This window comes from Lysobacter sp. TAF61 (assembly GCF_052113485.1).
Taxonomy (GTDB): Bacteria; Pseudomonadota; Gammaproteobacteria; order Xanthomonadales; family Xanthomonadaceae; genus Lysobacter_J.
The window spans coordinates 173,296-198,336 of record NZ_JBFRDH010000002.1; the positions used below are offsets into that span (position 1 = coordinate 173,296).

Genomic DNA, 25,041 nt, shown 5'->3' on the forward strand with positions numbered 1-25,041 from the left:
CGCGGATGATAGCCGGCAGGCGTCGTCGCGATGTCGGAACGCCGGGCCGTCCGCCGCCGGTCAGGCGTTCTTGCGCAGCCGCGCGTAGAAGAACCCGTCGTAGCCCAACTCGCCCGGCAATCGCTGGCGACCGGCGCCACTGGCGCGACCGAAACGATCATCGAGCGCTTCGGCCACCGCGTCTGGCGTGCGCGCCAGGAACGCATCGACCTGTGCCTCGTTCTCGGCCTTGAGGATCGAACAGGTCGCGTACAACAGCACGCCGCCAGGCGCGAGCGTGGCCCACAGCGCATCGAGCAGGCGCGACTGCGTCGCCACCAGTGCCGTCAGGTCCGATGCGCGGCGGTGCTGCAGCACGTCGGGCTGGCGGCGGATGATGCCGGTCGCCGAACACGGCGCGTCCAGCAGCACCGCGTCGAACGGCGTTCCATCCCACCATGCCTGCGTGTCGGCGGCATCGGCGGCAAGCAGTTGCACGCGCTCGCCCAGGCGCAGGCGGGTGAAGCCCGAGCGCATCCGGTCCAGGCGTTGCGCATCGATGTCGAGCGCGACCAGTTGCAGCGATGCATCGCGCTCGAGCAGGTGCGCGGTCTTGCCGCCGGGCGCGGCGCAGGCATCGAGCACGCGCGCGGACGGCGGCGCCGCAAGGGCCTCGACGACAAGTTGCGCCGAAGCATCCTGCACGGACGCAGCGCCTTCGGCGAAGCCGGGCAACGCCGCAACCGCGGCCGGCGTGTCCAGTCGCAGCGCGTCGGGCAGACGCTCGTCGACCTGCGACTCGATGCCGGCTTCCTGCATGCGGGCGCGATAGTCGTTGCGCGATTGCTGGCGACGGTTCACCCGCAGCCACATCGGCGGTTCGGCGGCGCTGGCGTCGAGAATGGCCTCGGCGTCCTCGGGCCAGTCGCGTTCTATCTGGTCGCGCAGCCATTTCGGCCAGTGCGCGTGCGGCTCACCGGGCGGCAGGCCTTCACGCTGGGCGCGACGCAGCAGGGCATTCACCAGACCGGCCTGGTGGCGTCGGCCGAGCGTGCGCACGGCCTCCACGGTTGCGGCCACGGCGGCGTGGGCCGGCAGACCCAGCGGATCGAGCTGGGCGAAGCCGACGAACAGCAGCGCCTTGAGCTCGCTGTCGCGCTTGGGCAATGGTCGCGGCACCCAGGCCAGCAAGGCCGACTCGAAGCGCGCCGGATGGCGCAGCACCGCAAAACAGATCGCCTCCACCAGCGCGCGGTCACGCGGATCGGCGATGCGCGGCAGCGCCACCGCGAGCTCGGCCTTCAACGAACGGCCGTGATGCAGCACCGCATCGAGCACGCGTGCGGCGGCTGCGCGCGAGGCGGCGCCGGAGGTCGCGCTGGGGGAGTGGTCGGGGCGTGGCATCGGGGGTCGCCGTCCTGGGTCGCTGTCGTGGCCGGCCGTCAGCGCAGGTCGGGACGACCGTTGAGGTAATCGGCCGCGGTGATCGCCTTGCCGCCCTCGCGCTGCAATACGCGGATGCGCAGTACGCCGGCGCCACAGGCGACATCCAGGCCGTCGCGGCCGGCGCGCAGCAGCGATCCCGGCTCGGCGCCATGGTGTTCGTCGAGCGCGACCGCACCATGCAGGCGCAGCCGCTCACCGGCGACCACCGCTTCGGCCATCGGCCAGGGATTGAAGGCGCGCACCTTGTTGGCCAGCGTCGTCGCCGGCTGCGTCCAGTCGAGGCGGGCCTCGGCCTTGTCGAGCTTGTGCGCGTAGGTGACGCCCTCCGTGGGCTGTGGCTGCGGCACCGGTCGGATGTCGGCGCGCAACAGGCCCAAGCCGTCGGCCAGCACCTGCGCACCCAGCGTCGACAGGCGATCGTGCAACTGCCCGCCCGTCTCGTGCTCGCCGATCTGCAGCGACTGCGACAACAGCACCGGGCCGGTATCGAGACCCTTCTCCATCTGCATCAGGCACACGCCCGACTCGCTGTCGCCGGCTTCGATCGCGCGCTGGATGGGTGCGGCGCCGCGCCAGCGCGGCAGCAGCGAGGCGTGCACGTTCCAGCAACCATGGGTGGGGATGTCCAGCACCGACTGCGGCAGGATCAGGCCATAGGCCACGACCACCATCAGGTCGGGTTGCAGCGCGCGCAACGCGTCCCTGGACACGGCCGACTTGAAGTTCTCCGGCTGGAACACGTCGATGCCGCGCAGCAGCGCCTCGCGCTTGACCGGTGAAGGCGTCAGGCCGCGTCCGCGTCCGGCCGGACGATCGGGCTGGGTGTAGACGGCAACGACCTCGTTGCGCTGCGAAGCCGCGCGCAGGCACGGCACGGCGAAGTCGGGAGTGCCGGCAAAGACGATTCTCATCGGATTGGATGCGCCAGGGGAAAGTGGGACAGGACGAACGAAATCATCCGGGCCTTCCCGGAGTCATCCCGGGCGCGGTCCGGGCCGGGCGCTCAGGCCGCGGCCTGGCGGCGCTGCTTGGCCAGCTTCTTGCGCACCATCTCGCGCTTGAGCGGCGAGAGGTAGTCGACGAACAGCTTGCCGGCCAGGTGGTCCATCTCGTGCTGGATGCACACCGCCAGCAGGCCCTCGGCTTCCAGCTGCTGCGGCTTGGCGTCGCGGTCGAGGAAGCTGACGGTGATGCGGTCGGCGCGGGTCACGTCGGCAAAGATGCCCGGGACCGACAGGCAGCCCTCCTGGTAGACCTGCTCGCCGTCGCGGGCGGTGATCTCCGGATTGATGAACACCCGGGGCTCGTCGTGCTCCTCGCTGATGTCCATGACCATGAAGCGCTGGTGCACGTCGACCTGGCTGGCGGCCAGGCCGATGCCCGGGGCCTCGTACATGGTCTCGAACATGTCATCGAGCAGCTTCTGGAATTCGGCGCTGGTGACGCGCGCAGGATCGACCGGCGCGGCGACGGTGCGCAGGCGGGGGTCGGGAAACTCGAGAATGGGGAGCAGGGCCATGGCGATTCTGGATGGCAATTCAAATGGGGGCGTGTGTCACAACCACAACAAGTAGTGCGATTGTAACCCCGTTGGGTCGCTCCCACGCTTGCAACCATGCGGTTCTTCTGGGCTATATTGCCGCGGGGCCCCGCCTTTACGGGCGTGCGGGGAAGCTGCCTCTGGCAGCACGCAAGGGGCCGTCGATCCAAACTGCTCGACATGGGCTCATAGGGGAAAACCGATGGTCACCATTTTCAAACCGTTGCGCACGGTCCTGACCGCTGCGTTGCTGACGGTCGCCACCTACGGCGTGGCCGCCGAGGTCGCGGGCAACCATCCTGACACCTACGTGGTCAAGAAGGGCGACACCCTGTGGGACATCGCCGGCAAGTTCCTGCAGAAGCCCTGGCTGTGGCCGGAGATCTGGCAGGCCAACCCGCAGGTCAAGAATCCGCACCTGATCTACCCCGGCGACGTGCTCTCGCTGGCCTACCTTGACCGCGTCGCGGTGCAGGAAGGCCCCCGTCAGGAGGCGCCGATCAATGCCATTCCGCTGTCCGATGTCGAGGCCTTCCTCAAGGACATGCGCGTGGTCGAGGACTTCGAGAGCCTGCCGTACGTGGTCGGACTGGAAGAAGACCGCCTCGCCGGCAGCCTCGACCAGGTCGCCTACATCAAGGGCTTGGCCGACGCCCAGCCGGGCCAGCGCTACGCCGTGGTCCGCCCGACCAACCGCTACCAGACGATGGATCCGGATCGCTGCTGCGACAACTCCGGCCGCCGCGCTGCCGACCTCGACTTCCGCGGCAAGCGCAACATCGGCCTGGAATCGCTGTGGAACTACCAGATGCCGGCCGGCGGTGGCGAGTTCCTGGGTTACGAGCTGACCAAGCAGACCGTCGGCACGATCAGCCGCGGCGTTGCCGGTGACTCCAATGCCGCCACGCTGTTGATCGACGGCAATGGCCGCGAAGTACGCGTCGGCGACCGCCTGATCCCGGTCGAGGCGCAGCCCTACGACCTGCAGTTCATGCCGCATGCCCCGAACCAGGAAGTTGCCGTCGAGAAGGCGCGCGTCATAGCTGTCGCCGACATGCTCACCAGCGGCGGCAGCCGCGACGTGGTGGCCCTGTCGGTCGGCACCGCCGACGGCGTCGACAACGGCACTGTGTTCTCGACCTGGCGCCAGGGCAGCCTGGAGATCGATCGGGTCAAGGCCGGCCTCGACCGCAGCTACGACGCCACCACGCGTGGTGGCGAGGTCAAGCTGCCTGACGAGTTCGCCAGCCACGTCATGGTCTTCCGCACCTTCGAGAAGGTCAGCTACGCGCTGGTCATGGACAGCATCCGTCCGACCCGCCTGGGCTACCGCCTCAAGCACCCGGACGCGTCGAACTGAGCCCCGGGTAGCGATCCCCATCGGGATCGACCTACGCTTCAAAACGACGGCGCCCTAGGGCGCCGTCGTCGTTTCCGCCCGATGCTCGGGCCATGCCACTCGCCCCTCCGCCGCAATCCCCGCCTTCCAGCCGCCGCCACCCAGACCGCCCAGACCGCGACGATCGCGCCGACAAGGACGACGCCGCTGACGTCCGTGCCCTGCTCAAGCTGATCGCTGTCGGCGGGGCCACCGAGCCCAGGCGTTGCCTGCTGGAGCAATTCCGGTCGCCCGCACGGGCGCTTGCCGCCGGGCCGGCGGCCTGGCGCCAGTGCGGGCTGACGCCAGCGCAGGTGCTGCGGCTGTGCCCGCGCGACTTCGAACCATCGCCCAGGGCCGAGGCCTGGCTGAAGCGCCCCGGACACCATCTGATTGGTTGGCACAGCCCCGACTACCCGGCGCAACTTCGCCGCGCGCCCAGTCCGCCGTTGGCGCTGTTCGTGGCTGGCGACCCGATCCTGCTCTGGCATCCCGCGGTCGCCATCGTCGGCAGCCGAGGGCCCACGCCCGCGGGGTCCGGCCACGCCAGCGATTTCGCCCAAGCGTTCGTGCGCTCCGGCCTGGCCGTGGTCAGCGGGCTGGCCGCCGGCATCGACACTGCCGCCCACGAGGCCACGCTGGCGGCCGGCGGCATCACCGTGGCGGTGCTGGGCACCGGGCCCGATGTCGCCTACCCGCGCGCCAATGCCGGCCTGCTGGCGCGCGTCGCCAGCCATGGCGTGGTGGTCAGCGAGCATCTCCCCGGCACCCGTGCACTGAAGACGCACTTCCCGGCCCGCAACCGGATCATCGCCGGCCTGTCGCTGGCGACCCTGGTGATCGAGGCGGCCTGGCAATCGGGGGCCCTGATCACCGCGCGCCTGGCAGCGGAAACCGGGCGCGATGTGTTCGCCCTGCCCGGTTCGATCCGCAACCCGCTCGCCCGCGGCTGCCACCGCCTGATCCGCGAGGGCGCCGGCCTGGTCGAGGATCCGGCCGAGGTCATCGCTGCTCTGGCGCCGCAGGCACAGGCCCTGGCGCAGGACTTGCGGATGCGCCTGGACGCCCCAATTCACCCCGGTGAGGAAGTCGTTATCCAGACCGGCAGGGATTCAGCGACGCAGGACGCCGACTACCAGAGGTTGTGGCTGGCCCTGGGTCATGACCCCACCACTATGGATGAACTCGTCACACGTTCTGGATTGACGACCGCAGCAGTGTCCTCCATGCTGCTGCTCATGGAGCTTGATGGTCGTGTTCAGGCACAACACGGCCGGTACTTCCGCAATCGCTGAATGAGGGCATCCACCACCTTCACCCAACGACCCGCGGGTCACCCGCAAGTTTCTGCCCACCGCGCCGCATGCGGCGCAGGCCGAGGGAAATGAAAGAGAGCATTCTGGACGTCCTGCTGTACCTGTTCGAGCACTACTTCACTGAAGACGCGGACCTTGTCCGCGACCACGATTCGCTCCGCAGCGGTCCTCTCTTTGACGAGCTCGGCAAAGCCGGGTTCAGCCCCGCCGAGATCAACAAGGCCTTCGAGTGGCTCGATGCGCTGGCCCTGCAAAGGCCCAGCGCCAGCGTGCCGCGCGCCGATGGCCCGACCCGCATCTACTTCGGCCCCGAGCTCGACCGGCTCGACGTCGAGTGCCGCGGATTCCTGATGTTCCTTGAGCAGCACGGCGTCCTCGATGCCGGCCAGCGCGAGCTGGTGCTCGACCGCGCCATGGCCCTGGACCAGGACGAACTCGACCTGGACGACCTGAAATGGGTCGTGCTGATGGTCCTGTTCAACCAGCCCGGTTCCGAGGCGGCCTACGCCTGGATGGAAACCCAGATGTTCGAGGACGAGCCCGAGCCGGTTCACTGACCGGCACGACCTCTCGTGTCGCGGGCCCCTCGTTTCGCGGTCCCGGGCCTCCGGGGCCGTTCTGGCGCCATCTGCGCTTGCCGGCGCTTGCGCAATTCGCGCGCGATTTCCACCTGCCTTCGTTTACCGCAGCCGAGCTGAACAGCGCTGCGGCGCATGCGCTACAGGTCCCGACTTCACGCAGCCGCGCTTGACAGCCGTGGCCGGCGCGTGCCCTCAATAAAAAAAGGAAGCCCCCCTGCGCCCCGCCACGATGCCGGGCCCAGCCTTCCACAGACCTCAACCGTAACAACCGCCAGCAGCACCGGAACAGGTCCTGCGGAGCCCCCATGGCCAAGAATCTCCTAATCGTCGAGTCGCCTGCCAAGGCCAAGACGATCAACAAGTACCTAGGCAAGGACTTCACCGTCCTGGCCTCCTATGGCCACGTCCGCGATCTGGTGCCCAAGGAAGGTGCGGTCGACCCCGACCGTGGCTTCGCGATGCGGTACGACCTGATCGAGAAGAACGAAAAGCACGTCGAGGCCATCGCCAAGGCCGCCAAGAGCGCCGATGCGCTGTATCTGGCGACCGACCCGGACCGCGAGGGCGAGGCGATCAGCTGGCACATCGCCGAGATCCTGCGCGAGCGCGGCCTGCTCGAGGGCAAGACGCTGCAGCGCGTGGTCTTCACCGAGATCACGCCGCGCGCCATCAAGGAAGCGATGACCCAGCCGCGGCAGATCGCCACCGACCTGGTCGATGCGCAGCAGGCACGCCGCGCGCTCGACTACCTGGTGGGCTTCAACCTGTCGCCGGTGTTGTGGCGCAAGGTGCAGCGCGGCCTGTCCGCCGGCCGCGTGCAATCGCCGGCGCTGCGCATGATCGTCGAGCGCGAGGAAGAGATCGAAGCCTTCATCGCCCGCGAGTACTGGAGCATCGAGGCCGAGTGCGCGCACGCGACCCAGACCTTCACCGCCAAGCTCAACAAGCTCGACGGCAAGAAGTTCGAACAGTTCACCGTCACCGACGGCGACACCGCCGAGGCCGCGCGCCAGCGCATCGTCAAGGCCGCCAATGGCGCCCTGCATGTCACCGACGTGGCCAGCAAGGAGCGCAAGCGCCGCCCGTCGCCGCCGTTCACCACTTCCACGCTGCAGCAGGAAGGCTCGCGCAAGCTCGGCTTCACCACGCGCAAGACCATGCAGGTCGCGCAGAAGCTGTACGAAGGCGTGACCCTCGGCGACGAGGGCACCGTCGGCCTGATCAGCTACATGCGTACCGACTCGGTCAGCCTGTCGGAAGAGGCACTGGGCGAGATCCGCGACGTGATCGCCCGCGACTACGGCACGCGCGCGCTGCCGGACAAGCCCAACACCTACCAGACCAAGTCCAAGAACGCGCAGGAAGCGCACGAAGCGGTTCGCCCGACTTCGGCGCTGCGTACGCCGGCACAGGTCTCGCGCTTCCTCAGCGACGACGAGCGCCGCCTGTACGAGCTGATCTGGAAGCGCGCCGTCGCTTCGCAGATGGTCCCGGCCACGCTCAACACCGTCTCGGTCGATCTGGCTGCCGGCGGCGAGCACAGCTTCCGCGCCTCGGGCACGACGGTGGTCGATCCGGGCTTCCTCGCCGTCTACGAAGAGGGCAAGGACACCAAGTCGAGCGAGGACGAGGACGAAGGCCGCAAGCTGCCGGCGATGAAGATCGGCGACCGCGTGCCGCTCGATCGCATCCACGCCGACCAGCATTTCACCCAGCCGCCGCCGCGCTTCACCGAAGCGGCGCTGGTGAAGGCGCTCGAGGAATACGGCATCGGCCGTCCCTCGACCTACGCCTCGATCATCCAGACGCTGCTGTTCCGCAAGTACGTCGAGATGGAAGGGCGCAGCTTCCGCCCGTCCGACGTCGGCCGTGCGGTCAGCAAGTTCCTATCCAGCCACTTCACCCGGTACGTCGACTACGACTTCACCGCCAAGCTCGAGGACGAGCTCGATGCGGTGTCGCGCGGCGAGGAAGAGTGGGTGCCGCTGATGGAGAAGTTCTGGGGACCGTTCAAGGAACTGGTCCTCGACAAGACCGAGTCGGTCGATCGCAGCGAAGCCACCGGCGCGCGCGAACTGGGCACCGACCCCAAGAGCGGCAAGCCGGTCAGCGTGCGCCTGGGCCGTTATGGGCCGTACGCGCAGATCGGCACGGTCGAGGACGAGGAGAAGCCGGTGTTCGCATCGCTGCGACCCGGCCAGAGCATGCACACGATCGAACTGGCCAACGCGCTGGAGCTGTTCAAGCTGCCGCGCAAGCTGGGCCAGAGCGACGGCCACGAGGTCAGTGTCGGCATCGGCCGCTTCGGTCCGTTCGCCAAGCGCGGCACCACGTATGCCTCGCTGCCGAAGGAAGACGACCCGCACACCATCGAACTGGCGCGCGCGGTGTTCCTGATCGAAGAGAAGGAAGAGATCGCCCGCAACCGCATCATCAAGCGGTGGGACGAGAGCGACATCCAGGTGCTCAATGGACGCTTCGGCCCGTACATCAGCGACGGCAAGCTCAACGGCAAGATCCCGAAGGATCGTGAGCCGGCCTCGCTGACGCTGGAAGAAGTCACCCAGCTGCTGGCCGATACCGGCAAGCCGGTGCGCGGTCGCTTCGGCAAGAAGAAGGCGGCGGCGAAGAAGGAACCGGCGGTCAAGGTTGCCAAGAAGGCGACCGTGAAGAAGGCCGTGGCGAAGAAGGCACCGGCCAAGAAGGCAGCGAAGAAGACGGCGGCCAAAAAGGCGCCGGCGAAGAAGGCTGCTGCCAAGAAAGCCGTCGCCAAGGCGCCTGCGAAGAAAGCGGTGAAGAAGGTCGTCAAGGCCAAGGCCTGAGGCGTCGGCCTGCCCACACCCCAACCTCTCTCCCGCAAGCGGGAGAGAGGCTCCAGTCGCAGCTCCTTTCTCCCGCGCGCGGGAGAAGGTGCCCGCAGGGCGGATGAGGGCCGCTTTGCCCGCTATTCTTCCTGCATGCACCGGTCCCTCACCGCCTCCGACGCCGCCACCGCCCTGCACCAGGGCAGTGTCATCGCCTACCCGACCGAAGCCGTCTGGGGCCTGGGCTGCGATCCCTTCGATGAAGTGGCGGTCATGCGCCTGCTGGCGATCAAGCAGCGCCCGGTCGACAAGGGCCTGATCCTGATCGCCGGCACCCTGGACCAGCTCGACGGACTGCTTGACTGGCAGGCACTGCCGGCCCCGCGCCGCGACGCGGTGCTGGCGAGCTGGCCAGGCCCGAACACCTGGATCGTCCCGACCACCGCGCGCGTGCCGCGCTGGATCACCGGCGCGCACCGCGGCGTCGCCGTGCGCGTCAGCGACCATCCCACCGTCATCGCCCTGTGCGCCGCCTTTGGCGGGCCGCTGGTGTCGACCAGCGCCAACCTCAGCGGCGAGCCGCCAGCCCACCTTCGCGATGGACTCGACGAGCGGTTGCTTGCGCTGCTGGACGGCGTGACCGACGGCGAAACCGGCGGCCTGGCCGCCCCCACGACCATCCGTGACGCCCTCAGCGGGGCGCAATTGCGCGCCTGAGCGCGGGCCCGGCACACCGGCTTAACGGCACAAGTCGTAGCGTCCCGGCGCCGGCGTTGATCGGCAACGCCACGGACCGGGCCCACCAGGAGGCCGCCATGAAGATCGCGCAGGTGTCGCTGCTGACGCTGGCATTGATGGGCGCCGTGCCACTGGTGGCGAAGGAAAAGGCCGGCAGCGCGCCGCAGCTCACCGCCGACCAGCAGGCCATGATGCGGGCTTGGGAAAAGGCCTCGCAGCCCGGTGAGCAGCACAAGCAGCTGGCCGCGATGGTCGGCAAGTGGACCACCAAACAGACGATGTGGATGGGTCCCGACACGCCCCCCATGACCGAAACCGGCTCGGCCACCAATACCCTGGTGCTGGGCGGCCGCCACATCCGCCAGGACTTCCGCAGCTCGTGGATGGGCCAGCCGTTCGAAGGCGTGGGCTACACCGGCTACGACAACGTCACCGGCAAGTACTACAGCTCCTGGATGGACAGCGGCTCGACCGGCGTATTCGTCTCCAACGGCGACTACGACCCGGCGACCCGCACCTACACCTTCGTCGGCGAGATGGCCGACCCGAACGCCAAAGGCGCGAAGGTCCCGGTCCGCCAGGTCGTGCGCATGGTCGACAACGACCACGAGGTGTTCGAGATGTACGAAACGCGCGGCGGAAAAGAATCCAGGACGATGCAGATCGAGTACACGCGGCAGAAGTGAGGACGCCACCGCCATGACCACGCAATCACCGCTATCGCCGGCGTCGCCGACGGCGCATGCTCCACGCATGTCGTCGCTTCGCCTGGTGCTGCTTGCCTTCCTGCCGCTTGTGCTGGCATCGGCCGTTGCGAGCGCGGGCGACATCACCATCTACCGCTGCACCGACGGCAAGGGCAAGCTCACGTTGCGCGATACTCCGTGCCACAAGGGCGAGACCCAGCAGGCCAAGGAAATGCAGCGGCCCAAGGATCCGCCGAGGCAAGCCAGGGCAAAGCCTGCAAGCAAGGGCAAACCGACCCGCACCGTCGCCACGGCGGCGGTTCCCGGTTCGGCACCCGCCACCACCCGCTACATCGTGATGACCCCGCCCAAGCCCATGTACGAATGCACCACTCCCGACGGCACCAGTTACCTGAGCGATACCAGCGAGGGCAATCCACGCTGGATGCCGCTGTGGGCGCTGGGCTATCCGGTCGTGGACTCGCGCACGTCGCTGGGCGACAACGTCGGCGGCCGGCCTGGCCGTCCGTCAGGCACGCAACCCGGGCCGCCGATGGGCGGACAGTTCGTCTATGACCCGTATGGGCCCGGCTCCTGGGTCCGCGATACCTGCAATGCGCTGCCGCAGCAGGAAGTCTGCGCGCGCCTGCGCGATCGTCGCTGGGAACTGGGTCGTTCCTACAACAGCGCGCTGCAGAGCGAGCGCCAGCAGATCGACCTGGAACAGCGCGGCATCGATGCACGCCTGGCCAATGATTGCGGTGACGCCTGATGCCGGTGGCTGCGGGGCGCGGGAGCGCGTTGCGACGCGCGTGGTGGTTGCTGCTGTTGCTTGCCCTGTCGTTGCTGGCCCTGGTGCCGGCGGCGCAGGCGCAGGTGGTGATCTATCGCTGCACTGATGCAACCGGCGCAGTGACGCTGCAGAACGGCACGCCCTGCCCCAAGGGCAGCAAGGAAGTGAAGCGCGTGGTCGAGCCGGCGCCGCGGCAATCACGCGCGCAGTTCATCGCCGGTGGCGCTGTCGCACCGGCTCCCGCAAGCGCGCCTGCGGCGCAAGCAGCCCCTGCGGGCATGACCGCGCCGGTCGCGCCAGCACCCACGGCGGCGCCAGCACCCGTGCCCGCCGCGGAAGCCACCGCCACGCCCGCACAGGCCGGTCCCGCACGCCCGCCAGCGCTGTTCGAATGCCGCACCTGGGAAGGCCACCGCTACCTCGGCGACGAGGCCGCGCCACCGCCGCGCTGCGTACCGCTGGCGGTCTCCGGCCTGGATGGAACCGTTGCGACCGGCGGCGCCTCGGCATGCCAGATGGTCCATGACGACTGCCAGCCAGTGCCGGACACGATGCTGTGCGAAGGCTGGAGCCGGCGCCTGGACGATGTCGAATCGCAGTCCGTCGGCGGTGGCGACAACCGCGCATATGCGCAGGCCGAGGCCAGCCGCCTGCGCGGAATCATCGCCGCGAGCAGCTGCGCCAAGCCCTGAATGGCCGCCACGCTGGCCGACACGCGCCGTTGACGCCGTTAGTGGAAGCGTCGCAGGCACGTGCCGGCGGCGGTTTCGACTGATGCGTGCGCCGCAAGGGACGCCAACTTGGAGATGGACTTGTCCGCGGTGCGACCCGCTTCCTTCTGGTGGATGCTGCTGATCGGCGCCACGCTGACCGTGGTCATCGCCGCGGGCCTGCTATACGCCCTGCGCAATCGCATTCCCGCCCATTGGCAGGTGCCGGCGCGGGCGCTGTTGTTCAACGTGCGCATCGACGACGATGTCTGGATAACGATGCCCGATGGCGTGCGCCTGGCCGGCACGCTGTACCGGCCTCGCGCGGCGCGCGATCCGCTGGCGACGGTCTACGTCCGCCTGCCCTACGACCGCCGGCATTACGGCGAGGCGCTGGGTGAGGCGATGTTCTTCGCGCGCCACGGTTACGCCGTGCTGGTGCAGGACGTGCGCGGCAAGTTCGAGTCGGAAGGCGACGGCTTCGTGCCATGGCGACATGGCACCGGTGACGGTGTCGCGACGCTGGACTGGATCACCCGGCAACCCTGGTCGAACGGCAAGGTCGGCACGATCGGCTGTTCGGCGCTGGGCGAGCTGCAATACGCCCTGGCCCGGGCCAACCATCCCGCGCACGCGGCGATGATCCCGAGCGCGGCCGGCGGCGCGGCCGGCGCACTCGCCGGCAATGCCGACTACTTCGGCTCCTTCGAAGGCGGCGTGATGCAGCTGTCGGGGACGACGGGCTGGTTCTCCCGGCATGGCGGCAAGCTGGCGCACTCCGGCTCGCCCGCGGTCCCGGGCATGGCCGCGCTGCTGCCGCAGTTGCCGGTGCTGGACCTGGTGCAGCGCGCGCGTCCCGGCCCCAACGCCTACGAGGACTTCCTGCTGACGCCGCTCGGCGGCCCGGGCTGGAACGACCTGGACTACGTCACCGATGCCGACCGCATCACCACCCCGGCGCTGGTGATCAACACCTGGGGCGACCAGACCATCGATGGCACGCTGGCGATCAGCGAGGCCGTGCGCCGGCATTCGCCCGAAGCGGCGATGTACCAGCATGTCGTCATCGCCCCGGGCAACCATTGCGAACACGAACAGATCGCCGACATGGGCCGCTTCGGCGAGCTGCCGGTGAGCAACGCCGGGCAGCCCTATCGCGAGTGGTACCTGCAGTGGTTCGACTACTGGCTGCGCGGCCGCGGCGACGGCCTGGCCAAACTGCCGCCGTACCTGTTCTTCGTGCTCAACGAGCAGCGCTGGCTGACTTCCACCGCCTGGCCACCGACACAGGCCCGCCACCAGCGCTGGTACCTGCGCAGCGGCGGCAAGGCCAATGGCCGCGATGGCGACGGCACGCTCGGCCCGCAACCGGACGAGAACGAACACGTCGACGGCTACCTCTACGACCCGCTCGACCCGGTGCCCTCGCGCGGCGGCCCGCTGTGCTGCAGCGCCGATCCGCATGCCGTGTCCGGCCCGGTCGACCAGCGCGATGTCGAAATCCGCGACGACGTGCTGGTCTACACCTCGCAGCCGCTGGAAGCACCGATGCGGATCGTCGGCCCGCTGCGCGCGCACCTGGTGGTGTCGTCGTCGGCACCGGACACGGATTTCGTCGCGCGCCTGGTCCACGTCTGGCCCGACGGTCGCGCCACCAACATCCAGGAAGGCGCCCTGCGCGCGCGCTACCGCGACGGCATCTTCTGCCCGACGCGCATGAAGCCCGGCGAGACCTACGAACTGACGGTCGACATGCGCTCGATCGCCTACCTGGTGCCGCGCGGCCACCGCATCCGCCTCGACGTCACCAGCAGCAGCTTTCCGCGGCTGGAGCGCAACCTCAACACCGGCGGCCGCAACTACGACGAGACCGTCCCGGCGCAGGCACTGAACCGGGTGCACGTGGGCGGCAACACCGCGTCGTATCTGGAACTGCCGGTGCTGTCGACACCGGAACCCCCGGGCTAGCCGCAAGCGTCCGTCATCCCCTCGAATGCGGCGACCCGGCGTCGTTGCCGCAACGCCAGGAAGGTATGCTCGGCCAACCGGGCGCCAGCGTCGTGGATGCTGATGGCCACAACCGCGGAGACCGTCGTGTCGAATCCTCCCCGCTCCAGGAACAGCCGCCTCACCGCGGACGACTTCGATCCGGAAGTGCTGCGCCTGTTCGACCAGTACGTGCACGGCGCCATCGACCGCAGGGGCTTCCTCGCTGGTGCGGCGCGTTTCGCTGCCGGTGCTGCCGGTGCGGCGGGACTGCTGGCGGCACTGAGCCCGCAGTTCGCGGCCGCGCAACAGATCAAGCCCGACGACAAGCGGCTGTCGGCGAAGTACGTCGAGTTCGACTCACCGCACGGCTATGGCAAGGCCCGCGGCTACCTGGCGCGGCCGGCAAAAGCTGATCGCCCGCTGCCGCTGGTGCTGGTGGCGCACGAGAACCGCGGCCTCAATCCGCACATCGAAGACATTGCCCGGCGCCTGGCGCTGGCGGACTTCATCGCCTTCGCTCCCGACGCCCTGTTTCCGCTCGGCGGCTATCCCGGTGACGAGGACGCGGCGCGCACGCTGTTCGCCCAGCTCGACCAGGCCAAGACACGCGAAGACTTCGTCGCGGCAGCGGGCCTGCTGGCGGGCATCGAGGGCGGCAACGGCCGCCTGGGTGCGGTCGGCTTCTGCTACGGCGGCGGCATCGCCAACTTCCTCGCCACACGCCTGCCCAACCTGGCCGCGGCCGCACCGTTCTACGGCGCCCCGCCGGCGCTGGAGGACGTGCCGAAGATCAAGGCGGAGCTGCTGGTCGTGCTCGCCGGCAACGACGAACGCATCAATGCCGGCTGGCCGGCCTACGAGACCGCGTTGAAAGCGGCGAACGTGCATTACACGCTGTTCCAGCCGCCAGGAACGCAGCACGGCTTCAACAACGACACCACGCCGCGTTACGACGAGGCCGCGGCGAAGGAGGCCTGGGCGCGGACGCTGCTGCTGTTCAATCGCACGCTGCGCGAGGGCGGCAAGAAGTAGGCGCGTTCCATCACCTCCATGCCCACGCGGGAGCTCCCATGAGACTGGCCAGGGTTGTTGTTTGCGCTGTCGTGATGGCGGGTGCAGTGCTCAGTGCGTGCAGTCGTCCTGCCGAGCCTGCTGCGCCTGCAGAACCTGCTGCTGTCGAACAGGCGAAGCCTGCCGCCACCGCAGATGCGGCTGCTACGGCTCCCGCTGCTACGGCCCCCGCTGCTCCCGCGCCGGCTGCGACGGCACCGGCTGCGACCGCTGCTGACACGCCAGCCTCGCCCGCGCCGGCGGAACCCGCCCCTGCGACTGCCACTGCAGATACCGCCGCCGGCATCAAGCAGGTGAACGATTCGATCGACAGCAGCCTCGGCGACCACACGCGCTACGAACCGTTCATCCGCACCTTCCAGACGGCCGTGGTCAACAGTGACAAGGCCACGGTTGCCGCCATGGTGCACTACCCGTTCGGCGCCACCATCGACGGCAGGAACCATGTCATCAAGGACCCGACCGCGTTCGTCGCGCAGTACGACAAGGTCTTCACCCCGGACATCGTCCAGGTCGTCAAGGACCAGCAGTACGCCGACCTGTTCGTGAACTACAAGGGGATCATGTTCGGCAGGGGCCAGGTATGGATCAACGGCATCTGCACGAAGAACAGCCGCAGCTGCGAGCAGTTCGACGTCAAGGTCGTGACGATCCAGCATGGCCCGGAGTGACCTCCGGGCACGCGGTCGGCGACATTGCATGAACTCTCATGCGTGACCTCCGCGGAGGCGTCATCGCTTCTGGTACGGGTGGAATATGTAGTTCTTGTCCGCGACCTTCACGTGGCACGCATGCCCACAATCCGAGACGCCCGTTGGGTCGACCGTCATTGAGTCGGTAGCTGCGGTGTAGTTGAAGAGCGCATACCCCCATCCTCCGCTCTTCGGGAACCGCTTGCTGTCCTTCTCCATCAGAAAGGCCTGTGTGAAGACGTCGGGCACGTCGACATCGAACGGCGCATCCGTGCTCTTCTTCGGCTTCCACTGAAGTTTTGCGATCTTGGCGCCATCGGGGAACGGCTGGCCGTTGCCCGGAATGCCGGACTTGTACGCCTTGATCATGATCGGGTTTGCGACGATCACTTTCAGCACATCGGTCTTGGCAGAAGAAACTACCGACCAGTCTTCGTAACCCTTGAAGTCGGCGAACGCGACTCCACTGGGCGATACGAGCGCGTATTTGTCCTGCGCGCCGACAGCTGCACCGGCAATGGCAACAAGCGCAGCCGCAGCCGTGGCAATCCAGAGTTTGGTCTTGCGATTCATGATTGATCCTTGACGTCAGCGTCAATCCGGGCGCAGCAATCCCCGGCCACGCGGCGATTGCCATGTGGGAGATCGTTTCGCGAATGGGTTACTGCCTTGTGCGTGGCAAGCACGAACGTCGATCAGCCGGGGCAGGCTGCCCACAGCGATTGGTTGGGGTTCGTCGAGGTGCGCCAAATCCGTAAGCGCCACGGCGTGGATTGACCGGGAGGGACCGCGTGATTCCAGGGCTACTGCCTTTGCTGGTACCGGCTGTAGCCGGCCGCGAGGCAACGTCTGTTGCTCGCTACCAATCTTCTACGCCTCCAGATGAAGGGCCGCAAGGCCCACGTTCCTCGCGCCAGCGCCTGGCGCGGCTGATTCGGAGGGGGTCGCATGCCGCCCATGGATCCAATGGTTTCACCGCGGTACTTTCGGCACGTTCACCGGCTCATGTTCCAGGTCTAGCGTTGCGGCGATTCGACACCGCAAATGGTGGGCCGACATGCCGACACTCAGCCGTCGCACGTTTCTGAAGCTCGCCGCCGCGTTGGGCGCGACCCTGGCGTGGAGCTGCGCGACGGTGCGTCCTTCGGCCAGTGGCTGGCGCGAGCGTCGTGACCTGTTTCCGCAAGGCGTCGCCTCGGGCGATCCCGATGCCCACAGCGTCATGCTCTGGACGCGGCGCCCCTATGGCGATGGCCGTGAGCGCGCCACGGTGTTGGTGGAAGTGGCACAAGACCCGGCCTTCACGCGCGTGATCGCGACCACGGCGGCGCCGATCCTGGCCGAGGCCGACTGGACCTGTCGCGTGCTGGTCGGCGACCTGCCGCCGGCGGGCGAATACTGGTACCGCTTCATCGACGAGGAAGGCAACGGCAGCAGGATCGGTCGAACGCTGACGGCGCCTGCGCCCGACGATTCGCGCCCGGCGCGCTTCGCTTTCGTCAGTTGCCAGACCATTTGCGAGGGTGCCCAGAACGCCTATCGGCGAATGATCTGGGAAGACGAGCGCGCCGCGCCCGAGGAACGGCTCGGCTTCGTGTTGCACCTGGGGGATTTCGTCTACGAAGTCGTGCAGTACCCGGACCAGGTCAAGGACGGCCATCGCTACGACCGCCTCATCAGGTTTCCGGTCAAGTTTCCGAAGGGCAAGACGGTCGCCAAGAACCGCTTCTGGGCACCGGACTCGCTGGAGGACTATCGCGTCCTCTACCACGCCTACCTGCAGGACCCGGACATCCAGGATGCGCGTGCGCGCTGGCCGTTCGTGGCGATGTGGGACAACCACGAATTCTCCTGGCAGGGCTGGCAGTCGATCCAGGAGTTCCCTGGCACCGAGGGCTGGGTGCCCGCGCAGACACTCAAGGTCGCGGCGAACCAGGCCTGGTTCGAGTATCAGCCGGCGCGGGTCTTGCCGCCGGGGCCCAGGCTGGACGCCTTCAGTGCACCGCACGTCGTCGACACGCTGGTCAAGGATTTCGACGACGACGGACTGGGAACCGAAGCCAACAACCTCGCCGCGATCGACAGCCTGATCGCGTATCGCGCCTTGCGCTGGGGCCGGCACATCGACCTGATCATCACCGACCAGCGCAGCTTCCGCTCGCGCGACCCCGTCAATCACGACGAAATCAGCACGCTGTTCGAGGGCGACACGCTGGGATTCGTACCCGAGGAATTGATGCGGCAACTCGACGGCGGCCGCGACTATGGCAACGGGCATCCGCCGGCGAAGCTGTCCTTCGGCGCCAGGAGCGTTGCCAACTACCGCGTCGGCGACGCCGCACAGACCATGCTGGGGGCGAAGCAGAAAACCTGGTTCCTCGAACGGCTGCGCGGCGCGACGGCCACCTGGAAGATCTGGGGCAATTCGCTGGGAACCCCCGACTGGCGCGTCGATCCGCAGAATCTCCCGACCGCGCTGGGCAAATATCCCGAGGGCGCAGGCTTTGCCGTCCTGGCCACCGGCGACTGGGGTTGCACCTACCACGAACGCGCCGAGATCTTCGACGCCGTGCGCGATGCCGGCATCACCGGTTTCGCCATCGTGTCCGGCGATCGCCACAGCTTCTGGGCGGGTTACGCAGCCAAGGCATTGCCGCCTGCGGCGTTCGAACCGGTGGGTGTCACCTTCGTGACCGGCTCGATCTCTGCCCCGGGCATGGCCGAAGCCAACGAGCACAACCAGAAAGAGGAAAGTCCGTTGCGCCCGCTGTACGTCGCCAACCCGGGTGGCGGATCACCGCAGCCTACGGTCAACCTGCTGTTGCACCACGGCGTGCGTTCGGCGCTGGAGTTCGCCAGCAGCGGCGACCTGCAGAAGGCGCACGCGGTGAGCAATCCCGATGTGGCCCCTCACCTGTCCTTCGTCGACATGGGCGGGCACGGCTACGCCACCGTGCGTGTCGATGCCAGCACGATGGCAACCGACTTCGTCTGCATCCCGCGGCCCATCGAACGCAGCGCCGGCGCGGACGGCGGGCCCCTGCGGTATCGCGTCCGCCACGAAGTGTCGCTGTGGCGGTCAGGCGAACGGCCACGGATGCGGCAGACCATCCTGGAAGGCGATGCGGGACTGGCGGTGTGATGCGCGTATTGCCTTGGGGATTCGGCAGCAGCGTGGCCCGGGCCTCATGACTCCGGAATTGTCGCAGCAGCAAACGGCGCAAGCACTGCCCAGCCGAGGTTCTCATACAGGCCGCGGCCGTCTGCCGTGGCGACGAGAAGCTGCGGACTCGCCACGGCCTTCCTCGCAGCGCCAAGTGCGGCCATCACTGCAATGCCCAGTCCTTTCCGCCGGTGATCCAGTGCGGTTTCGATCCGGTCGTAGATGAAGACTTCCGCGGCTTCTGCCGCGCTTCCGCTCGCGGCCAGACCGCCATCGGGCGCGATGACGCAAGCCCGCGTGACAGGCCCTGTCTGTTGAACCTCCATCCTGTATCCACTCGGCAGCGGCTTTTCGGCGGACGTCTGCGCTGCCGCCATCATGAAATAGTTCGCAGGCTGAACCTCCCACCGGGCCGGCAGTGCGCTGCGCAACTCCTCGTCGCTGCCGCACAACTTCAGGTAATGGCGCGGCGCCGTGATCTCGTGCGCGATTTCGCGCAAGCCATCGCATGACCGCGGGAATACCCAGCGCTTCACTTCCTTTTCCGAGTGGGTGTCGACCCGGAAGCCTCCGCGGTGATGGACAGGAGCCGGCGCGCCACGCGCGATGGAATGCGCGGCCTGCCAGGCGAAAACGAGGTCTGGATCGACGGGAGATGGGGTCATGGGGGGGGGGCCGTCCGGGGGGCTTTCAACTGAAGCATTGCATGGTCTCAGGAGCTAAGACCCACCCGCTTCCCGCTTCAGAAGAACGCCCGCACGGCGACCTGCACCTGCACGTCGGACTGCGTGGCATCAAGACCTTCGTCGCGCCGCTGGTTGCGGCTGCTGTCCACGCGCAGCACCTCCGCGGTGACACGCAGGCGCTCGTCCGGGCGCCAGTTCATCGCCAACGTGAAGGCGTTGCCGTGCTCGCTCAGCGGCGACGATGGTTCGCCTGGCCGCTGCCGGGTCTGGAACATGTCCATGCGCACCGCCGGCTGCCAGGTGCCGTACTCGCGCGCGAGCATCAGGTAACCGGCGTTGAATTCCGTGTTGAGCACCAGCACGCCCGGAACCGGCTCGAAGATCGTGGCGCCGTGCATGAGCTGGCTCATCAGCGCCCATTCGCCGAACCGCTGCTCCGCCCCTGCGCTCCAGAAGTGCGTGCGCCAGGCAAACACCGTGCGATCGGCGTAGCGCTCGGACTCCGAGAGGTCGGCGTGGTTGTCGTAGTACAGCGCGGTGAAGCGCCGTTGCGAGGACGGCTCCCAGCCGAGCGCGCCGTAGAAGCCCGGGCGATCGTCCATCTCCACGAACGGGCGATACTCCATTGGCACGGGAGCGTAGGCGGTGGGCGCGTATACGTCCGGCTGGCGCAGGCTGCCATCGATGCCAGTGGTGATGTCGCCCATGCCCCAGCCGCGCGAAGCGAGCAGTTCACCGGCCGGATCGTTCTTGAAGAACATGGCCACGCGCGCATCGAGGGTGCCGCCCTGCCCGCGGTGCTCGACATGCAACTCCGCTCCGATCGTCCGCAGCTCCTCGCCCACCCAGCTGTTGATCGCCGAAGGCGTGAGCGTCCGCGTCGTGCTCCAGGCAACGCCGTCGTGTTCGAGCGAGATCGGCGGGAAGAATGCGCCGGCCTGGATCGACCAGCGCCACGGCGTGGTCGATACGGGGCGATAGCGCAGCCAGGCCTCGGTCAGGTCGAGCGAGTTGGGCAGCTCGGGCTGGTATTGCGCGGTCGCGCTGGCCAACAGCGATGGCGTGGCCTGGAACGCCACATTCAATGCGGCCCCACCCGACAGCGCGTCATCGTTGCCGCCAAAGCGCGTCTTGCCCAGGCCGCCGTCGAGCCAGCTGGTCTCGTCGGCCGGGGCTGCCAGGCGCAGGTCCAGGTAGCCTTCGACGCTCACCGACTGCGCCAGCGCCGGCTGCGCCAGCAGACAGGTCATGGCGACCGCTGCGATTGCTCTTCGCATCAGCCCTCCATGCCCGCCGGCTGCCGCCAGCGTTCGGTGTTGGCCAACCGGCCGAGCTCGTCGGCTGGCATCGCCGGGGAGATCAGGAAACCCTGCGCGTGGTCGCAGCCGATGTCGCGCAACCAGGCCAGCGCCTTGGCGTCGTCCACGCCCTCGGCCGTCAGTCGATAGCCAAGCTGGTGGCCGAGCTCGACGATCGAGCTGACGATGATCCGGTCTTCGCGCGAGTGCGCCAGGTTGGTGATGAATGTCTTGTCGATCTTCAACTCGCGCACCGGTAACCGACGCAGGTAGGCAAATGACGACTGGCCGACGCCGAAGTCGTCGATCGCCAGGTCGATGCCCTGGTCGGCGAGACGGCGCAGCACCGCGATGGCCGCATCCGGAGTCCGCATGATGGCGCTCTCGGTGATCTCCAGCACGATCTGCGTGGGCGCAACGCCGTGAGCGCGGAGCAGGCCAGCGATCCGGCGTGGGAGATCGGCGTCCTCCAGGTCACGCGCTGAAATGTTGATCGCGACCCGGATATGCCGGCCCTCGGCCTTCCAGCGACTGGCCTGCGCGATGCCCGCGTCCAGCGCCCAGCGCGTGACGCGGTGGATGTTGCCGGTTTCCTCGGCAAGCGCGATGAACGCATCCGGCGCCACCGGACCGACGACGGGGTGCGTCCAGCGCGCGAGGCCTTCGGCGCTGTCGATGCGGTCCTCGCGCAGGTTGAGCTTGGCCTGGTAATGCAGCTGGATGGCGCCGAACTCGAGCGCGTGGCGCAGGTCGCCCATCAGCGACAGACGCTCGGGCCGGTGCGGGTCGGTCACCGGGTCGTAGATGGCGATCGGATCGACCGCGCGCAGCGCGCGGATCATCGCCACCTCCGCGCGGCGCAGCAGAACGCCCGCATCGGCGCCATGTTCGGGCGCCATCGCGATGCCGACGGCGGGTGCGAAGTCGAGCGTGAGATCCGCCTCCCGGTAGGGTTCGGTCAGTGCATCGACAATGGACTGCGCGAGCGTGCGCGCGCCACCGCGTACGGATCCCGGAAGGAAGACCGACAGCTGCGTATCGGTGGCGCGCGCCACCAACGCATCGCCGGCCGCCACTTGCACGCGCGTGCCGGCTTCGCGCATCAGCCGGTCCGACACCACATGGCCGAGTGTCTTGATGATCTCCGGCAAGCGTTCCAGCCCCACCATCAGCAGCGCCGCAGGAGCGTCGGGGCGCGCGGCCAGCGCGTCCTGGATCGCGGTTTCGGTGAAGGCCCGGTTTGGCAGCCCGGTGACCTGGTCGTGACCGGCCTGGTAGAGGATGCGCGCCTCGCGCTCGCTGATGGCGCCGGCCATGTTGCCGAACGCATCGGCGAGTTGACCCAGCTCATCGCGGCGTGCCGGGGTGTCCGGTGGGCTGTAGTCGCCCGAGGCGATGCGCCTGGCCAGGGCCGCCAGCGCCTCCACCGGACGCGACACGCTGCGGGCGATGACCCACGCACAGACCAGGCCCACGACCAGGCCGAAAGCCAGCAGGCCGGCCCATGCCAGGGCCACCGACCGGTAGGGCTTGAGCGCATCGTCGACGGAGAACCCGAGCACCGCGGCCACGCGCGGGCTCTGGCCCGAGCCTCGCAGCCACACGGCCTGCGATACGTATTCGCGGCCACCCACGTTGACCACGACCGGCGACGTGGGCAGGCGACCGCGCGCGGCCAGCGGCACGGCGAGCCGGCTTGGATCGCTGCCCCGCGCCAGCACGGTGAAGCCGCCGGCGGCGTCGGCGGCGGCCAACTCGATGCTCTTTGGCAACGTCGACTGCTGCTGCAGCCGCCGCACGACCCGGTCGTCCACGGGGACGGCGGCACCGATGTAGCCGACCAGGTCTGGTGCGAACACCGGCACGACCACCATCCAGCAGGCGCGCTGTTTCAACGCCACGATTCCCGCGACCGGTTCCTGCAGTGCGTGCTCGACCAGGTCCGCATAGGGAAATGGCGTGCCGACGGGCGACTGCCCGGTGGTGTCGGCCTGGATGCGGCCGTCCACGCCCACCAGCAGCATCTGCGTGGCGCCGACACGGCGGCCGTGGTTACCCAGCGCCGACAGCAGCGTTTCCTCGTCGCCCTGCGCCACGGCGGAGCGCAACGCGAAATCCTGCGCGAGCACCTCCACGCTGGCGGCGGTACCGTCGGACATGTCCTGGAACTGGTGCGCGAACGACTGCGTGGCCACCTGCAGCTGGCGCTTGCCCTCGCCGATCAGTTCGTTGCGCGTGACCTGATAGACGAGCAGACCGGTGAGCCCCTGCACGACCACCAGGGCGACCACGAAGAACGACGCCAGTCGGAAGCGGAAGCCCATGTTCCCGGCGCGCTCGCCGTTAGTACCGCGTGTGCTCGCGGTCGAACTGTCGCCGCGAGTCCGGAAGCAGCGTCACGGCGAAATCCAGGCTGCGATGTTCGTCCAGGCGCAGGGCGATGCCGGACTGCATGAGGTCAGGACGCTTGGGCGGCAACCGCGGGTGCCACACGCGCACATCGAACTCGCCCGCGGGCAGGCCCTGGAACCTCGCCATGCCGCCGGCATCGGTGTGCGCCAGCCACGGCGCATCGGAGACGTACAGGTAATTGATCATGCCGTCGTGGATGTTGCAGCCAACGGCAATGACCCCGGAACGTTCAAGCTTCAGCGGCGCCGATTGTTCGCCGGGCGCGAGCACGAACTCGAATGCCTTGATCGGCGAGAACGAATAGACGTGATGGCGGGTGCGATCGCTGTTGCGGTAAACGACCTCGTCGCCGGGTCGGAATACTTCGACATAGGGGGTGAAAGCAAGCGCCCTCTGGTCGATCACGCGCACCGATGCCGGGCCACGGGCGGGCGTCCTGCGCGCATCACCCGAGGCGGCGCCGCGCACGACCAGGGTCACCACCGCATCGGTGACGGCGCGGCCGCCGGTGTCGGTTACGCGCACGTCCAGATCGGCCGCAGCGGCTGTGCCGCCGAGCCAAGCCAGTAGCAAGAAAAGCACTGCCTGCTTCCGCATGCCGCTCCCCCCGAGGCGTCAGTGACGGATGGCCGACCCCCCGGCCCAGCCCCGAGATTAGCACCGGCAGCGTTGAGCGCAACGGGACTTGCCGGCGGCCGGCGCGCTACGGCTTGGGGTCGTCGATCTCGATGATCGCGTAGTCCTGGCGCGCACCCTGCGCCCGGTCATCAACGTGACCCTTGCACTCGAGGCTCGACGACCACCGCGCGGCGGATCATCGCGCGGGCGGCATCGCGATCGCGCGCGGCCTCCGCCGACAACCATTCACGGAAGCTGGCGATCTTGCGGCTGTCATGCCGGGCCGCCGGATAGGTGAACCAGAACGCGCGGCCGTCGCTGACGACCAGGTCGTGCGCCGGTACCAGCCGGCCTGCATCGAGCTCGCCGCGGAACAGGATCGGCGACCCGATCGCGACGCCCTGCCCGGCGATGGCCGCGGCGATGTCGAGGTACTCGGCGGACAATTGCGTGCCGAACCGGCCCGGCGGGATCGCACCGTCGAACCCGAGGGCGCGATACCACAGCGACCACCAGTCCGGCCGGCCCAGCAGCGGAACCGGCAAGGGTCGCTGCGGATCGCCGCCAATGTCGGCCACCGACTCGCGCAGCGAAGGCGCGCACATCGGCATGAACACACTCGGCAGCAGCTCGACCGTGCGCAGGCCCGGCCAGTTTCCGTGGCCGTTGCGGATCGCCGCATCGTAGCGGCCGCCGCTGAGGTCTTCGGCGGCGGCCGACAGGTCCAGCTCGAAGGCGATGTCGGGATGGCGCGAGCGGAAGCGCCCCAGCTTTGGTGTCAGCCAGCTCGTGCCCAGCGACGGCAGCGTGGTCAGCGACAGGTGGGTCTCGTCGACTTCGGCCGCCTGCACGAAGCTCGCGCGCAGTGCGGCGAAGGCATTGATGGCCTCGCGCGCAACGATGTCGCCGGAGCGGGTCAGGATCACGTGGTTGGGGTGGCGCACGAACAGGCTGACACCGATCTGCTGTTCCAGGCGGCGTACGTGGTAGCTCACCGAGGCCGCGGTGGTGTCCAGCTCCTGCGCGGCCCGGGCGAAGCTGCCCAGCCGGGCGGCGGCCTCGAAGGCCCGGATAGCCGGAAGCGAAGGGAATCGGCGGTCGCTGACCATAAGTCTGGCTGAGTGTGCGGGCCGCATTTCGG

At 68.3% G+C, this 25,041-nt stretch carries 21 protein-coding genes; 12 read left to right on the forward strand and 9 right to left on the reverse strand.

The genetic code is table 11. The features are described from left to right. Positions 1-60: 60 nt before the first annotated feature. The 3 genes from rsmB to def form a co-directional block, all read right to left on the reverse strand. Complete coding sequence (gene rsmB / locus AB4Y64_RS05250) at positions 61-1,383, reverse strand: 16S rRNA (cytosine(967)-C(5))-methyltransferase RsmB (protein WP_441815391.1); 1,323 nt, start codon at positions 1,381-1,383, stop codon at positions 61-63. Between the two features lie 38 nt (positions 1,384-1,421). Next, complete coding sequence (gene fmt, locus AB4Y64_RS05255) at positions 1,422-2,336, reverse strand: methionyl-tRNA formyltransferase (protein ID WP_441815392.1); 915 nt, start codon at positions 2,334-2,336, stop codon at positions 1,422-1,424. A 92-nt stretch (positions 2,337-2,428) separates the two neighbouring features. Further along, positions 2,429-2,944, reverse strand: coding sequence for a peptide deformylase (def, locus tag AB4Y64_RS05260; RefSeq protein WP_441815393.1), 516 nt, complete (start codon positions 2,942-2,944; stop codon positions 2,429-2,431). A 232-nt stretch (positions 2,945-3,176) separates the two neighbouring features. On the opposite strand from def, the gene AB4Y64_RS05265 reads away from it, so the two are divergent. The 11 genes from AB4Y64_RS05265 (at position 3,177) to AB4Y64_RS05315 (ending at position 15,702) form a co-directional block, all read left to right on the forward strand. Next, positions 3,177-4,325, forward strand: coding sequence for a LysM peptidoglycan-binding domain-containing protein (locus AB4Y64_RS05265; protein WP_441815836.1), 1,149 nt, complete (start codon positions 3,177-3,179; stop codon positions 4,323-4,325). Between the two features lie 92 nt (positions 4,326-4,417). Further along, positions 4,418-5,638 (forward strand): DNA-processing protein DprA, encoded by a 1,221-nt coding sequence (gene dprA / locus AB4Y64_RS05270; protein WP_441815394.1) that lies wholly within the window; start codon positions 4,418-4,420, stop codon positions 5,636-5,638. An 89-nt stretch (positions 5,639-5,727) separates the two neighbouring features. Beyond that, complete coding sequence (locus AB4Y64_RS05275) at positions 5,728-6,216, forward strand: DUF494 family protein (protein ID WP_441815395.1); 489 nt, start codon at positions 5,728-5,730, stop codon at positions 6,214-6,216. A 329-nt stretch (positions 6,217-6,545) separates the two neighbouring features. Then, positions 6,546-9,062 carry a DNA topoisomerase I gene (locus AB4Y64_RS05280; protein WP_441815396.1) on the forward strand — a complete coding sequence of 839 codons (2,517 nt, stop codon included), beginning with the start codon at positions 6,546-6,548 and terminating at the stop codon, positions 9,060-9,062. 135 nt (positions 9,063-9,197) lie between these two features. Then, positions 9,198-9,761, forward strand: coding sequence for a Sua5/YciO/YrdC/YwlC family protein (locus AB4Y64_RS05285; RefSeq protein ID WP_441815397.1), 564 nt, complete (start codon positions 9,198-9,200; stop codon positions 9,759-9,761). A gap of 98 nt (positions 9,762-9,859) precedes the next feature. After that, positions 9,860-10,468: a DUF1579 domain-containing protein gene (locus AB4Y64_RS05290; protein WP_441815398.1), complete on the forward strand. Its 609-nt coding sequence runs from the start codon at positions 9,860-9,862 to the stop codon at positions 10,466-10,468. 67 nt (positions 10,469-10,535) lie between these two features. Further along, positions 10,536-11,240: a DUF4124 domain-containing protein gene (locus AB4Y64_RS05295; RefSeq protein WP_441815399.1), complete on the forward strand. Its 705-nt coding sequence runs from the start codon at positions 10,536-10,538 to the stop codon at positions 11,238-11,240. Further along, on the forward strand, positions 11,240-11,953 hold the full coding sequence (locus AB4Y64_RS05300; protein ID WP_441815400.1) for a DUF4124 domain-containing protein: 714 nt from the start codon (positions 11,240-11,242) through the stop codon (positions 11,951-11,953). The genes AB4Y64_RS05295 and AB4Y64_RS05300 overlap by 1 nt, the downstream gene beginning before the upstream one ends. Positions 11,954-12,082: 129 nt before the next feature. After that, complete coding sequence (locus AB4Y64_RS05305) at positions 12,083-13,939, forward strand: CocE/NonD family hydrolase (protein WP_441815837.1); 1,857 nt, start codon at positions 12,083-12,085, stop codon at positions 13,937-13,939. A gap of 126 nt (positions 13,940-14,065) precedes the next feature. Further along, complete coding sequence (locus AB4Y64_RS05310; RefSeq protein WP_441815401.1) at positions 14,066-14,992, forward strand: dienelactone hydrolase family protein; 927 nt, start codon at positions 14,066-14,068, stop codon at positions 14,990-14,992. A 332-nt stretch (positions 14,993-15,324) separates the two neighbouring features. Continuing rightward, positions 15,325-15,702, forward strand: coding sequence for a hypothetical protein (locus tag AB4Y64_RS05315; protein WP_441815402.1), 378 nt, complete (start codon positions 15,325-15,327; stop codon positions 15,700-15,702). A 60-nt stretch (positions 15,703-15,762) separates the two neighbouring features. Here the strand turns inward: AB4Y64_RS05315 and AB4Y64_RS05320 are convergent, their stop codons facing one another. Then, a complete protein-coding gene (locus AB4Y64_RS05320; protein WP_441815403.1) occupies positions 15,763-16,296 on the reverse strand; it encodes a cytochrome P460 family protein in 534 nt (177 codons plus the stop codon). 484 nt (positions 16,297-16,780) lie between these two features. Here AB4Y64_RS05320 and AB4Y64_RS05325 point away from each other — a divergent pair, with 484 nt between their 5' ends. Then, complete coding sequence (locus tag AB4Y64_RS05325; RefSeq protein ID WP_441815404.1) at positions 16,781-18,865, forward strand: alkaline phosphatase D family protein; 2,085 nt, start codon at positions 16,781-16,783, stop codon at positions 18,863-18,865. 44 nt (positions 18,866-18,909) lie between these two features. Here the strand turns inward: AB4Y64_RS05325 and AB4Y64_RS05330 are convergent, their stop codons facing one another. From AB4Y64_RS05330 to AB4Y64_RS05350, 5 genes are all read right to left on the reverse strand, one after another. Next, positions 18,910-19,551 carry a hypothetical protein gene (locus AB4Y64_RS05330; RefSeq protein ID WP_441815405.1) on the reverse strand — a complete coding sequence of 214 codons (642 nt, stop codon included), beginning with the start codon at positions 19,549-19,551 and terminating at the stop codon, positions 18,910-18,912. A 77-nt stretch (positions 19,552-19,628) separates the two neighbouring features. Continuing rightward, complete coding sequence (locus AB4Y64_RS05335) at positions 19,629-20,822, reverse strand: hypothetical protein (protein WP_441815406.1); 1,194 nt, start codon at positions 20,820-20,822, stop codon at positions 19,629-19,631. 26 nt (positions 20,823-20,848) lie between these two features. Beyond that, a complete protein-coding gene (locus tag AB4Y64_RS05340; protein ID WP_441815407.1) occupies positions 20,849-23,194 on the reverse strand; it encodes a putative bifunctional diguanylate cyclase/phosphodiesterase in 2,346 nt (781 codons plus the stop codon). A gap of 19 nt (positions 23,195-23,213) precedes the next feature. Further along, positions 23,214-23,807, reverse strand: a complete 594-nt coding sequence (locus AB4Y64_RS05345) for a hypothetical protein (protein WP_441815408.1) — start codon at positions 23,805-23,807, stop codon at positions 23,214-23,216. 242 nt (positions 23,808-24,049) lie between these two features. Beyond that, the gene (locus AB4Y64_RS05350) at positions 24,050-25,009 is read right to left on the reverse strand and encodes a LysR substrate-binding domain-containing protein (protein ID WP_441815409.1); all 960 of its coding nucleotides are present in this window, start codon (positions 25,007-25,009) and stop codon (positions 24,050-24,052) included. Between the last annotated feature and the right edge of the window lie 32 nt (positions 25,010-25,041).